The 13,003-nt window shown below is 64.2% G+C and carries 9 protein-coding genes; 6 read left to right on the forward strand and 3 right to left on the reverse strand.

Annotation, left to right across the window (positions count from 1 at the left end):
• Positions 1-47: 47 nt before the first annotated feature.
• The gene (locus CKO23_RS10320) at positions 48-1,064 is read right to left on the reverse strand and encodes a dihydroorotate dehydrogenase-like protein (RefSeq protein ID WP_200330693.1); all 1,017 of its coding nucleotides are present in this window, start codon (positions 1,062-1,064) and stop codon (positions 48-50) included.
• Between the two features lie 83 nt (positions 1,065-1,147).
• Positions 1,148-4,732, reverse strand: a complete 3,585-nt coding sequence (gene nifJ / locus CKO23_RS10325) for a pyruvate:ferredoxin (flavodoxin) oxidoreductase (RefSeq protein ID WP_200330695.1) — start codon at positions 4,730-4,732, stop codon at positions 1,148-1,150.
• 603 nt (positions 4,733-5,335) lie between these two features.
• Here nifJ and rimI point away from each other — a divergent pair.
• From rimI to CKO23_RS10340, 3 genes are all read left to right on the forward strand, one after another.
• Positions 5,336-5,833, forward strand: a complete 498-nt coding sequence (gene rimI, locus CKO23_RS10330; protein ID WP_200330697.1) for a ribosomal protein S18-alanine N-acetyltransferase — start codon at positions 5,336-5,338, stop codon at positions 5,831-5,833.
• 111 nt (positions 5,834-5,944) lie between these two features.
• Positions 5,945-7,525, forward strand: coding sequence for a peptide chain release factor 3 (locus tag CKO23_RS10335; protein WP_200330699.1), 1,581 nt, complete (start codon positions 5,945-5,947; stop codon positions 7,523-7,525).
• A gap of 187 nt (positions 7,526-7,712) precedes the next feature.
• Entirely contained in the window at positions 7,713-7,952 is a 240-nt protein-coding gene (locus CKO23_RS10340) for a BolA family protein (RefSeq protein WP_200330701.1), read from the forward strand.
• 268 nt (positions 7,953-8,220) lie between these two features.
• Here the strand turns inward: CKO23_RS10340 and ftsH are convergent, their stop codons facing one another.
• Positions 8,221-10,140, reverse strand: a complete 1,920-nt coding sequence (gene ftsH, locus CKO23_RS10345; RefSeq protein WP_200330703.1) for an ATP-dependent zinc metalloprotease FtsH — start codon at positions 10,138-10,140, stop codon at positions 8,221-8,223.
• Positions 10,141-10,346: 206 nt separating this feature from the next.
• Here ftsH and CKO23_RS10350 point away from each other — a divergent pair, with 206 nt between their 5' ends.
• The 3 genes from CKO23_RS10350 (at position 10,347) to CKO23_RS10360 (ending at position 12,904) form a co-directional block, all read left to right on the forward strand.
• A complete protein-coding gene (locus CKO23_RS10350; RefSeq protein ID WP_242482343.1) occupies positions 10,347-11,123 on the forward strand; it encodes an ABC transporter permease in 777 nt (258 codons plus the stop codon).
• A gap of 141 nt (positions 11,124-11,264) precedes the next feature.
• On the forward strand, positions 11,265-12,356 hold the full coding sequence (gene nagZ, locus CKO23_RS10355) for a beta-N-acetylhexosaminidase (protein ID WP_200330768.1): 1,092 nt from the start codon (positions 11,265-11,267) through the stop codon (positions 12,354-12,356).
• Positions 12,353-12,904, forward strand: a complete 552-nt coding sequence (locus CKO23_RS10360) for a hypoxanthine-guanine phosphoribosyltransferase (RefSeq protein WP_200330708.1) — start codon at positions 12,353-12,355, stop codon at positions 12,902-12,904. Before nagZ ends, CKO23_RS10360 begins: the two co-directional genes overlap by 4 nt.
• Positions 12,905-13,003: the final 99 nt, after the last annotated feature.

Here is a 13,003-nt window from a genome sequence, read left to right on the forward strand (position 1 = left end):
ACGGCCCGATTCAGCCGATCCCGTCCGACGCCTTGGGCGTGCTGGGGTTAGATCATGGCCCCTGAGGATGGGCTATAGCTGTCAAGGACATGGACATAGTTCGAGCGCTCGAGCTCGTCCGGGTTGGGTACGCTCAGCGCGCTGACACGGCCCCGGAAATCCTCGACCGACTCGAAGCCGTGTTCGTCCATCCAGTCCTCGATTCCGCGCAGAACGAGGCCCAGGTGCGTCGGCCCCTTGTCGAGCAGTGCGCTGCACATGTGTGCGACGTCGGCACCGGCCAGAAGGAGCTTGATCGCATCTTCCGCCGTATGGATGCCACCGGTGGCTCCCAGGGACAGCCCGGGAATCCGGCCGTAGAGGATGGCGATCCAGCGCATCGCCAGCAGCGCCTCCGCCGAGGTCGACGGGTAGAGCCGCGATTGCAGGCGCAGACCATCGATATTGATATCCGGCTGGTAGAAGCGGTTGAACAGCGAGACGCCATTGGCACCGGCGTCCGCGAGCTGCTTGATGAAGTGCCCGACCGAGCTGAAGGCTGGTGAGAGCTTCATGTTGATCGGGATCCGCACCTTGCTCCGCATCGCTTTCAAGAGCGTCAGGTAGCGCTCTTCGACTTGAGTGCCCGTCTGGCCGATGTCGCCCGCGACATAGTAGACGTTGAGTTCGAGGGCGTCCGCCCCGGCCTGCTCCAGCTCGGTCGCGTGGTCGATCCAGCCGCTGGGCGTGACGCCGTTGAGGCTCGCGATCACCGGGATCTCCAGGGCGGCCTTGAGCTTCCGGATCTGTTCGAGATAGCGTTGCAGGCCGTTCTCGAAGTCCTGGTGATCGGGCAGGAATCCGCCCGTGCTCTCGGCAAAACCGGTCTCTTGATGGTGCAGGAAGCGCACCATCGACTCCGACTCCGATGTAATCGCCTCTTCGAAGAGCGAGTACATGATGATGGCGGCGGCGCCCTTGTCTTCCAGTTCGCGCGCCACATCGGCGCTTTTCGAGAGTGGCGAGGCCGAAGGTACCAGTGGGTTCTTGAGCGTCAGCCCGAGGTAGTTGGTTGTCAGGTTCATTGCCTGCTGTCCCTCACATCAAGGAATTCATGGGTGATCGTCGGCGGGCAACGGGTGACGTTGCCCGCCGACCGTTCGCTTCGCTACTTGTTGGAGGCCGGGGCCTTCTGAACCGCGAGGTGCGCGAGCTGCTCGTAGAGCGTGAAGCGTGTCTGCACATGCTTCTGAGCCAGACTCAAGAAGCGTTCGGCGGCCTCTGGGTGGGTCTTGGTGAGCAGGCTGAAGCGTGTCTCCGTGTTGATGAAGTCCTGATAGGGGATGCTCGGCGGCTTGGAGTCGATGAGCAGCGGGTTCTCGCCGCGTTCGGTGCGTCTGGGGTCGTAGCGGAACAACGGCCAATGCCCGGAGGTCACCGCCAAGTCCTGCTGACGCAGATTGTTGGAGAGGTCCACGCCGTGGGCGATGCAGGGCGAGTAGGCGATGATGACCGAGGGGCCGTCGTAGGATTCGGCCTCCAGGAAGGCGCGCACGGTTTGCACGTCCTTGGCGCCGAATGCGACCTGAGCGACGTAGGCGTTCTCGTAGGCCATGGCCATCATGGCCAGGTCCTTCTTGAAGGTCGGCTTGCCGCCGGCCGCGAACTTGGCGACTGCGCCCATCGGCGTGGCCTTGGAGTTCTGCCCGCCGGTGTTGGAGTAGACCTCGGTATCCAGCACCAGGAGGTTGACGTTGCGTCCGGTCGAGAGGACGTGATCGACGCCGCCGTAGCCGATGTCATAGGCCCAGCCGTCGCCGCCGATGATCCAGACGCTGCGCTTGACCAGGGACTCGCCGATGGACGCCAGGGTGCGTGCCTCGGGCGTGTCGATGCCCTTGAGCTTGGCTTGCAGGGCCGCGACGCGCTGGCGTTGCTCGTGGATGCCGGCCTCGGTCGACTGATCGCTCTGGAGCAGCCCGGTTGCCAGATCCTCGCCGATCTGGCTCGCCATGATCGCGACCAGCTCCCGCGCGTGCGCCGTCTGCTTGTCGACCGCCAGGCGCAGGCCGAGTCCGAACTCGGCATTGTCCTCGAATAGCGAGTTGTTCCAGCTCGGGCCGCGACCGTCCGCATTGGTGGCGTAGGGCGTGGTCGGCAGGTTGCCGCCGTAGATGGAGGAGCAGCCGGTGGCGTTGGCGATCAGCATGCGGTCGCCGAACAGTTGCGTCGCGAGCTTGATGTAAGGCGTCTCGCCGCAGCCGACGCAGGAGCCCGAGAACTCGAAGAGGGGCTGCATCATCATGGCGTGCTTGATCTTGGTCGCATCCAGCTGGGTGCGGTCGTACTCGGGTAGGGTCAGGAAAAAGTCCCAGTTGGCCTCTTCGGCCACCTGGGTCTCGCTGGCCTCGACCATGTTCAGGGCCTTGTGGTGGGGATCCTGGCGGTCGCGGATGGGGCAGACTTCCACGCAGAGTCCGCAGCCGGTGCAATCGTCCGGCGCCACCTGATAGGTGACTCGGTAGCCCTGGGGGAAGTCCTTGCCCTTGATCGGGGCGTGCTGGAAGCTCGCTGGCCCCTGCTCGGTGAGTTCGCCTGGGTAGACCTTGGCGCGGATCGCGGCGTGCGGGCAGACCAGCGGGCATTTGCCGCACTGGGTGCAGAGCGTTTCGTCCCACTTGGGCAACTGGAGCGCCAGCTTGCGCTTCTCGTACTGGGTGGTCCCGGTCGGCCAGGTGCCGTCGGCCGGCATCAAGCTGACGGGAAGCTGATTGCCGTTGCCGGCGATCAGGGTCGCGGTGACTTGGCGCACGAACTCCGGCGCGTCGTTCGGCACGACAGGCGGTCGGTCGAAGGTACTCGTGACCTGATTCGGCACCGTGACCTGGTGCAGCCCGGCGAGCGCCGCGTCGATCGCCTCGTAGTTGCGGTCGAGCAGGCGCTGGCCCTTCTTGCCGTAGGTCTTCTTCACCGCCGTCTTGATGTGGGCGATGGCCTCGTCCTTGGGCAGGATGCCCGAGATGGCGAAGAAGCAGGTCTGCATGATGGTATTGATGCGCCGCCCCATGCCCGTCTGGCCGGCAATGCCGTAGGCGTCGATGACATAGAAGGAGAGCTGCTTGTCGATCATGGTCTGCTGCATCTTGCGTGGCAGCTCGTTCCAGATCTGGTCGGCCGGGGTCGCTGCGTTCAGCAGGAAGACGCCGCCATGGCGGGCCTTGTCGAGCAGGTCGTAGCGCGTGACGAAGGTCGGTTGATGGCAGGCGACGAAGCTGGCCTCGTCGTCGCCGATCAGATAGGTGCTGTCGATGGGGCGCGGGCCGAAGCGCAGGTGGCTGATGGTGATGGCGCCGGCTTTCTTGGAGTCGTACTCGAAGTAGCCCTGACCGTAATTGGGCGTCTCCTCGGCAATGATCTTGATGGAGTTCTTGTTCGCGGAGACGGTGCCGTCGGAACCCAGGCCGTAGAAGACGCAGGCCGTCACGCCGTCGATCGCGTCCGCCTTGAAGGCCGGATCCCAGTCCAGATTGCTGTTGGTGACGTCGTCGATGATGCCGACCGTGAACTGGTTCTTGGGTGTGTCCCTCGCGAGTTCGTCGAACACGCCCTTGACCATGGCGGGCGTGAATTCCTTGGATCCGAGGCCGTAGCGGCCACCCGTGACCCGCGGCATGGCGCTCAGGCGTCCATCCGAGAAGGCCTGCGCGATGGCGGTGACGATGTCCTTGTACAGCGGCTCGCCGTCGGCGCCGGGCTCCTTGGTGCGATCCAGAACGGCGATGCGCTGGGCGCTCGCCGGCAGGGCGTTCAGCAATGCGTCCGCATCAAAGGGTCGGAACAGCCGGACTTTGATCAGGCCGACCTTCTCGCCGCGCGCGCTCAGGTGCTCGACGGTCTCCTCGGCGGCGCCGATGCCCGAGCCCATGAGGATGACGACGCGCTCGGCATCGGGTGCGCCGACGTACTCGAAGAGCCGATAGTGGCGACCGGTCAGCTGGGCAAAGCGGTCCATGACGCCTTGAATGATGCCGGGTGCCGCCGCGTAGTAGGCGTTGACCGACTCGCGGCCCTGGAAGTAGACGTCCGGATTCTGGGATGTGCCGCGCAGGCGGGGATGGTCCGGGTTCAGCGCCCGCTCGCGGAAGGCGCAGACCAGATCCTCGTCGATCATGGCGCGGATCACCTCGACCGGCAGCCGCTCGATCTTGGCGACCTCGTGGGAGGTTCGGAAGCCGTCGAAGAAGTGCACGAGGGGCACCCGGCTCTCCAGGGTTGCCGCCTGGGCGATGAGCGCAAAGTCCATGACTTCCTGCACGGATGCCGCGCAGAGCATGGCGTATCCGGTCGCGCGGCAGGCCATGACGTCGGAGTGATCGCCGAAGATCGACAGACCCTGTGCCGCCAGCGCGCGTGCCGAGACATGGAAGACCGCGGGCGTCAGCTCGCCGGCAATCTTGTACATGTTCGGGATCATCAGCAGCAGGCCCTGGGAGGCCGTGAAGGTGGTTGCCAGGGACCCGCCTTGCAGGGCGCCGTGAATGGCGCCCGCCGCGCCTGCCTCGCTTTGCATCTCGACCACGTCGGGGATCGTGCCCCAGAGGTTTTTGATGCCCTGCGAGGACCATTCGTCCGCCCACTCACCCATGTTCGAGGAGGGCGTGATCGGGTAGATGGCAATGACCTCGTTGGTCATATGCGCGACATAGGCGGCGGCTTCATTGCCGTCGAGTGTGGCCATGCTCTTGTGAGACATCGAACTGTCCGCTTGGTGGGTGGAAAGGGGGTGACCGTTAAGTCTCGACGAAGTCTAGAACCTCGCCAGCCTTAACCGTGGTTGATGAAGGGATGATTGCGAATCGCGCGCCATCGACGCGGAGCGCCAGGGGCTGCGGCAGGGCGCGCCAGGCTCGGCGCGCGCTCGGTTTGATCTGATTGGGGGCATGAAGCAGTTGTGATCGAATCCAAGTCAGCCTGTTCCGGTGGTCAGAACGTGGCGGCTCATCCGCCGGATCCAGCGCTCGGTGAAACGCAATGGCTACTATAGACCCAAAATGGAGGCTGAAGGGGACGGTCTTAGCAGGCTTTTTCCATGAATCAGTCGTGACATGATCGGCGTCACCTCCCTTATAGTGTCGGCCGCATCGTGTCGCCCGCATAGTGTCGGTCGCTTGTCGCCGATTGTGAAGGGGGCGGTGCGGCCTGGGTGCTCGAACAGCCCGATCACGCACGTTGACGGCATCGGTTTACATCGCGTCCGCGCCCTATCGATCAGGTGTCGCAACATCGATTAGGGTGTCGCAACGCTGTCTGCGCTTGGTCGACGCCAGCGCTTTCCTGGACTTTGGGGCGCGATTGAATGAGCCACGTGGCGGAAACACCATCCTTGTTACTTCGACCGATGCGGGAGAGCGATCTCGCGACAGTCCTCGCGGTCGAATGCGCGGCCTACGACTTTCCCTGGGCGGAGGGCGTCTTCAGGGATTGCCTGCGCGTCGGCTATTGCTGCTGGGTGGGTGAGATCGAGGGGGTCATCGTTGCCTACGGCATCATGTCGGTGGCGGTTGGCGAGTGTCACGTCTTCAATCTCTGCGTCCATCCGAGCTGGCAGGGCAAGGGCCTGGGTCGCAGGATGCTGAGGCATCTGCTCGCGCTGGCCGTCAAGCGCAGGGCCGAGACCGCCTTCCTGGAGGTGCGCGCATCCAACGTCGGCGCGCGGGCGCTCTATGCCTCCGAGGGTTTTTGCGAGATCGGGACGCGACGGAGCTATTACCCGTCCCACAGGGGGCGCGAGGACGCGACCGTCTTGGCCCGCGAGCTCGTGGGGCTGGACGGCGCGGGCGCCGACCTCGTCTGAGGTGGGCGGGCGCGGCGGCGGTGCGGTGACCTCATCCGCTGTCATCGGTGCTCGGCAACCGGGTATACTTCCAGGTTTAACCAGCGCGAACACCACCTGACTGGCAGCTTTATGAGCGAGCTCGAAGAGCAACTGGGCAAACGCCGCACCTTTGCCATCATTTCCCACCCGGACGCCGGCAAGACCACGCTGACCGAGAAGCTGCTGCTCTTCGGCGGCGCCATTCAGCTCGCGGGCACGGTCAAGGGCCGTAAGGCGGCGCGCCATGCCACCTCGGATTGGATGGAGCTGGAGAAGGAGCGCGGTATCTCGGTCACCTCGTCGGTGATGCAGTTCCCCTATGGCGCGTCCATCGTCAACCTGCTCGACACCCCAGGCCACGAGGACTTTTCCGAAGACACCTACCGGACGCTGACCGCTGTCGACTCCGCGCTTATGGTGATCGACGTCGCCAAGGGCGTCGAAGAACGCACCATCAAGCTGATGGACGTCTGCCGGCTGCGCGATACGCCGATTCTGACCTTCGTCAACAAGCTCGACCGCGAAGGGCGCGATGCCATCGACGTCCTCGACGAGATCGAGGATATCCTGAAGATCAAGTGCGCGCCGGTCACCTGGCCGATCGGCATGGGCAAGCGTTTCAAAGGGGTCTATGACCTGCGTACCGGTCGAACGCATCTGTTCAGTGCCCAGCACGGCGGTAAGATTGCCGAGGGCGAGATCATCGATGGGATCGACAACCCGCGGATGGACGAGATTCTGGGGGATCAGGCGCAGGAGCTGCGCGATGAGATGGAGCTGGTCCAAGGGGCCAGTCATCCGCTGGATCTCGATGCCTATCGGGCGGGCAAGCAGACGCCGGTCTTCTTCGGCTCGGCCATCAACAATTTCGGCGTGCGCGAGCTGCTGGATGCCTTCGTGGACTATGCGCCCGCACCGCGCCCGCGCGAGACCCGTCAGCGGCTGATTCAACCCGACGAAGCCGCCTTCACCGGCTTCGTGTTCAAGATTCAGGCGAACATGGACCCCGCCCATCGCGACCGCGTCGCCTTCATGCGCGTGTGCTCCGGCAGTTACAAGAAGGGCATGAAGATGCGCCACGTGCGCATCGGCAAGAGCATCCAGGTGGCCAATGCCATCACCTTCCAGGCCGACGAGCGTCGCCATGTCGAGGAGGCCTGGCCAGGCGACATCATCGGTCTGCACAATCACGGGACCATTCAGATTGGGGATACCTTCAGCGAGGGTGAGGACATCAAGTACGAGGGGATTCCTTACTTTGCTCCGGAACTCTTCCGCCGTGTCGTCCTCAAGGATCCCTTGCGCATGAAGGCGCTGCAGAAGGGCGTGCTGCAGCTCTCGGAGGAGGGGGCGACCCAGTCCTTCCGCCCGCTGAAGAACAACGACCTCATTCTTGGCGCGGTCGGTATCCTGCAGTTCGACGTCGCGGCCTATCGCCTCAAGGACGAGTACGGCGTGGACGCCATCGTCGAGGCGGTGAGCGTCAAGACGGCGCGCTGGATCGACTGTGCCGACGCCAAGATGTTGGAGCGATTCCGGGATAAGTGCTACGAGAATCTCGCCCTGGATGGCGACGACCAGTTGGTCTATCTGGCACCGACCATGGTGAATCTGAGCCTGGCCGAGGAGCGTTGGCCCGAGGTGCGTTTCCTGGCGACACGCGAGTTGTAGGGGGCTTGTCAGTTGCCAGTTGCCAGTTGCCAGTTGCCAGTTGCCAGTGGGGCGTTGACGGTTGCGGCGGCGTTCTTGTGTCGCGCGGGGAAAAATGCCGCCGGCTCGTGAGGGCGTATGCCAGACCCGCCGTCGTCCGTCACTGATCGAGAGAGCCTTCAATTCAGGTCTTGCTCAGGAGTGAATTTTGGAAACAGAAGCAGTCGTCCAGCTCATCCGCACCGGTATTCCAGGGGCCAAGGTCCAGGTCACGGGTGACGGCAGCCATTTCGAGGCCATCATCGTCAGCGAGGTCTTCGAGGGGTTGTCCCTTTTGAAGCGCGAGCGTCTGGTGATGGAGACCGTCAAGGATCAGGTCGCGAGCGGCGAACTCCATGCGCTTTCCGTCAAGGCCCGCACCCCGACTCAGCAAGCGGCACAAGGCTGATCGGTCGTTTGAGCGTGTAGGATGGGCAAAGCCCGTGCGATGCGCTTCGTTCGTAGCGCCGAGGGTCGGCGGGCGTGCCCATCATCCCAGCTCAGTGCCTTGCAGGATGGGCACGCCCCTACAGCGCCGAGGTGAGGCGCAAGCGCCGAGTGCGGACTTTGCCCATCCTACCGACTGCGGTTGATCAAGCCGCAATCTCGAACGAAAAAAGCCCCCGCATATCATGCGGAGGCTTTTTCTTGGGCGTCAGCCGATCTCGCTAAGCCGGTCAAACACCGCCGATCGGGATCGGTGGTTGCTTGGCTGTTGCGCCGCCCTTGGCCGCGCCGTTGCCGCCGCCGGTCTTGGGGGTGGAGCTGCCAGCGTCATCTTCCGGCTCGCGCATCGCGCGACCCTCCATGATGTCTTCGATCTGCTCTTTGGTGATGGTCTCGAACTTCAAGAGCGCCTCGGCCATGGTGTGCAACTTGTCCATGTTCTCGTCGAGCAGGCGCTTCGAGCGCTGGTAGTTGCGGTCGATGATGACTCGCACCTCCTTGTCGATCGCCTGCGCGGTCTCCGGGGAGACCTGGCGTTGCTGGGTCACGGAGCGACCGAGGAAGACCTCGCCCTCGTCCTCCGCATACGCCAGTGGCCCCATGCCGTCGGAGAGCCCAAAACGGGTCACCATGTTGCGGGCGATGTCGGTCGCGCGTTCGATGTCGTTCGAGGCGCCCGTGGTCACCTGCTCGGGTCCGAAGATCATCTCTTCCGCCAGACGGCCGCCGAAGAGGCTGGAGATCTGACTTTCGAGCTGGCGCTTACTCATGCTGTAGCGGTCGCGCTCGGGCAGGAAGAGGGTGACTCCCAGTGCTCTGCCGCGAGGGATGATGCTGACCTTATGAACCGGGTCGTGCTCCGGCACCAGACGGCCGACGATGGCGTGACCAGCCTCGTGATAGGCCGTGAGCTTCTTCTCGGACTCGGACATGACGATGCTGCGTCGTTCGGCACCCATCATGATCTTGTCCTTGGCCTTCTCGAACATGTCCATGGAGACGTCGGTGCGTCCGGCGCGCGCGGCGAACAGGGCGGCCTCGTTGACCAAGTTGGCGAGGTCGGCACCCGAGAAGCCGGGCGTGCCGCGCGCGATGGTCCGTGCGTCCACGTCAGTGGCGATCGGGACTTTGCGCATATGCACTTCGAGGATGGCCGCGCGGCCCGCGAGATCCGGAAGGCCCACGACAACCTGGCGGTCGAAGCGGCCGGGTCGCAGCAGCGCGGGGTCGAGCACGTCGGCACGGTTGGTGGCCGCGATGACGATGATGCCCTCATTGCCCTGGAACCCGTCCATCTCGACGAGCAGTTGGTTGAGCGTCTGCTCGCGCTCGTCGTGACCGCCGCCGAGGCCAGCGCCACGCTTGCGGCCGACAGCGTCGATCTCGTCGATGAAGATGATGCAGGGGGCGCTCTTCTTCGCCTGCTCGAAGAGATCGCGCACCCGCGAGGCGCCAACGCCGACGAACATCTCGACGAAGTCAGAGCCCGAGATGCTGAAGAAGGGCACCTTGGCCTCGCCGGCGATGGCGCGGGCGAGCAGCGTCTTACCTGTGCCGGGTGGGCCGACCATGAGCACGCCGCGCGGAATGCGCCCGCCCAGGTTGGAGAACTTCTGCGGATTCTTCAGGAAGTCGACCAGTTCGCCGACCTCTTCCTTGGCCTCCTCGACGCCCGCGACGTCGCGGAGCGTCACCTTCACCTCGCCCTCGGCGTGCTGGCGTGCCCGGCTCTTGCCAAAGTTGAAGATGCCGCCAGAACCACCGCCGCCTGCGTTGCGGCGCATGAACCAGATCCAGACACCCGCCAGGACCACGAAGGGCAGCCAGGCGGCGACGATCTGCATCAGCACGCTCTGCTCCTCCGGCGGCTTGGCGCGGATGGTGACGGAGTTCTTCAGCAGGTCGCCCACAAGTCCCGGATCGCCCGGGTCATAGGTCTCGAAGCGTGAGCCGTCGCTGCGCACGCCCTTGATCGTCTGATCCTGAATGGTGACCTCCTTGACCGAGCCGTCTGACAACTCCTGTAGGAACTGGCTGTAGCTCAGGTTGCGCGGCTCGATCTGTCCCGGCGAGGTGAGGCTGTTGAGCATCATCACGAGCCAGAAGGTAACGGCAATCCAGAGAAGGATGTTCAGGTTTTTAGCATTCATTCTTTAAGGCTATCCTCGTTGACCTGAAGCGGTACGCTGCTGCCACCGCTTTTCACTTAACAGCACAGATCGGGTCTGGGGCTGGAAATCCAACAGAGTGGTTGGAGCGAAGGCTCGATCGGCGCGCCAGATCGAGCGGCGCGACGCCTACTCTCGACCGGAGCTTATCAGGTTTGCGCATTGGTTGGACTTTGCGAGTTGCGGGCTTGTTCCTGGTCCTCTGGGTCTTGTCCGCCTTGTTCGCCCCGCTGGCGGGCTTGACGCCCAATCGCGTCGATCTCTCCGCCATCCTCGCGCCGCCCGGCGAGCTGTCGCTCCTGGGGAACGACGATCTCGGGCGCCCGGTGCTGGATCGTCTGCTTGCCGGGGCGCGCACCTCATTGATCGTGGGCGTTGGGGTCGTCGCGATCAGCGCCCTGGTCGGCACGCTCATCGGGGGGCTCGCGGGCCTCCTGGGTGGCTGGGTGGATAGGCTGGTGGCCCGGTTGATCGATCTCTTCATGGCGTTTCCGGGCATCCTGCTGGCCATCGCGCTCGCCGGGGTCATGGGGCCGGGTGTCGACAACGTCATTCTGGCGCTGGTGACGGTCGGCTGGGTCGGCTACGCGCGGCTGACGCGCGCCCAGGTACTCTCGCTGGTCGGCCGGGATCACGTCGCCGCCGCACGCGCGCTCGGATGCGCGGGCGCGGCCATCCTCTTCCGCCACCTCCTGCCCCTTGCGCTCGCTCCCCTGCTGGTGGAAGCGACCTTTGGGGTCGCCTCCGCGATCGTCGCAGAGGCGGGGTTGTCGTTCCTCGGTCTCGGCGTGCAGCCGCCGGAGGCCTCCTGGGGCAACATGGTCCGCGATGGCGTGTCCTATCTGCTGGTCGCCCCGCATCTGGTGTTGGCTCCAGGATTGGCGATCTTCGCCGTCGTGCTTTCGGTGAATCTGCTTGGCGATGCCTTGAGGGACGGCTTGGACGTACGTCTCCAGGCGGGCTGAGGCCTGTGGTTTGGTCCTGGCGGGCTCGCCCGCCCTGGCGTGCCTATGCTACAAAGACCCTTTAGCCGAATTGGCGCCCCTTCGTTTTCCGGATGCAGCTCACGCATTCCCCTTCAATGACCGCGTTTGCGAATGCCTAACATGTCGCTTGGCCCCATCATGGTCGATCTTGGCGGGACGGCGCTCGACGCCGAAGACCGCGAGATCCTGCGTCATCCCGCCGTGGGTGGTGTGATTCTCTTCACGCGCAACTTCGAGTCGCCCGAGCAGCTCGCCGAGCTGACCGACGCAATCCATGTGCTACGTCACCCCAGCCTGCTGATCGGCGTCGATCAGGAGGGCGGGCGCGTTCAACGTTTCCGTCAGGGTTTCACGCGGCTGCCGCCCGCGGGCCGGCTCGGGGCATTGTCCGTCTCCGATCCCAAGCGTGCCCGCCAGGTCAGCGCCTCGTTGGCCTGGCTGATGGCCGCGGAACTGCGCGCGGTGGGGGTGGATTTCAGTTTTGCGCCCGTGCTGGACTTGGATCGCGGCATCAGTCATGTGATCGGGGATCGGGCCTTCGGGGGCGATGTGCAGAGGGTTTGCGATCTGGCCTCTGCCTGGTGCGAGGGCGTGCGGCTGGCCGGCATGGCTGCCGTCGGCAAGCATTTCCCGGGGCATGGTGGTGTGTCGGCGGACTCGCATGCCGAGCTGCCCGAAGACAGACGCCGGCTCGTGGACCTGGAGATCGAGGATCTGGTGCCCTTCCGGCGGCTGATCGATCAGGGGCTGGAGGCGGTGATGCCCGCGCACCTGGTCTATCCGAGCGTCGATGCGCGCCCCGCGGGCTTCTCGCCAGTCTGGCTCAAAGGGATCCTGCGCGACCAGCTCGGCTTCCAGGGCGTGATCTTCAGCGATGACCTCAATATGGGCGCCGCGGATGCAGGTGGCGACTACCCAGAACGCGCCCGTGCTGCCTCAGAGGCAGGTTGCGACATGCTGCTGATCTGCAACAATCGACCGGCGGCCGTGCGGATCCTGGATGCCTTTGCGGATCATCGCGATCCGGCCGCCAATCTGCGACTGCTGCGCATGCACGGGCGCAAGTGCGGCGAGCGGTTGAGGCTGCATGAGCAGCCCGAGTGGCAGCGTGCCGTCCGTTACGTCGCTCAGCTCGAAGCACTCGAGACCCTGGATCTCGGGCTCGACGCCCCGAGAGACGACGACCCAACAGACCCGGAGAAAGCAGGATGAAGCTCGACTCGACGACCTATTCCGCCGTGGCGGCCCGCGCGGAATGCCTGGTGACACATGAGGACATGGAGGTGGCGCTGGACCGCATGGCCCTGGAGCTCACGCGGCGATTGGCCGGGAAAGACCCCTTGGTGCTCTGCGTCATGACGGGTGCCGCCATCGTGACCGGCCTGCTCCTGCCGCGGCTCGACTTCCAGTTGCGCCTCGATTACATCCACGCGACGCGCTATCGCGGCGCGACCAAGGGTGGAGAGATCACCTGGCGTCATCGTCCGTCGGAGGCCATCCGCGGCGAGCATGTCCTGGTGTTGGACGATATCCTGGACGAAGGGGTGACAGTGGATCAGGTGATTCGCGCCTGCCATGAGGATGGTGCGGCCAGCGTGCATTCCGCCGTGCTCGTCGAGAAGCAACGCCCGCACCAGTGCGAAGTCGACGTCGTCGGGGTGCGGGTGCCGGACCGCTACCTCTACGGCTATGGTCTGGACTACAAGAATTATTTCCGCAATGTCCGCGGCATCTATGCCGTGGCCGACGAGGATGTCTGACGCCGCGGCGTCATGATGCTATTCGATAAAATGCCAATATAATTAATGACTTTTTGACTATCGACCGCTTTTGTTATACATCCCCTTCAAGGTGTGTGA

The organism is Thiocystis violacea (assembly GCF_016583565.1).
Classification (GTDB): Bacteria; Pseudomonadota; Gammaproteobacteria; order Chromatiales; family Chromatiaceae; genus Thiorhodococcus; species Thiorhodococcus violaceus_A.

What these genes read in the sequence shown, in the direction of transcription:
- CKO23_RS10335 (WP_200330699.1), top strand. Translation starts at nt 5,945, where the DNA reads ATGAGCGAGCTCGAAGAGCAACTGGGCAAACGCCGCACCTTTGCCATC.
- ftsH (WP_200330703.1), bottom strand. Translation starts at nt 10,140, where the DNA reads ATGAATGCTAAAAACCTGAACATCCTTCTCTGGATTGCCGTTACCTTC.
- nagZ (WP_200330768.1), top strand. Translation starts at nt 11,265, where the DNA reads ATGTCGCTTGGCCCCATCATGGTCGATCTTGGCGGGACGGCGCTCGAC.
- rimI (WP_200330697.1), top strand. Translation starts at nt 5,336, where the DNA reads ATGAGCCACGTGGCGGAAACACCATCCTTGTTACTTCGACCGATGCGG.
- CKO23_RS10320 (WP_200330693.1), bottom strand. Translation starts at nt 1,064, where the DNA reads ATGAACCTGACAACCAACTACCTCGGGCTGACGCTCAAGAACCCACTG.
- CKO23_RS10360 (WP_200330708.1), top strand. Translation starts at nt 12,353, where the DNA reads ATGAAGCTCGACTCGACGACCTATTCCGCCGTGGCGGCCCGCGCGGAA.
- nifJ (WP_200330695.1), bottom strand. Translation starts at nt 4,732, where the DNA reads ATGTCTCACAAGAGCATGGCCACACTCGACGGCAATGAAGCCGCCGCC.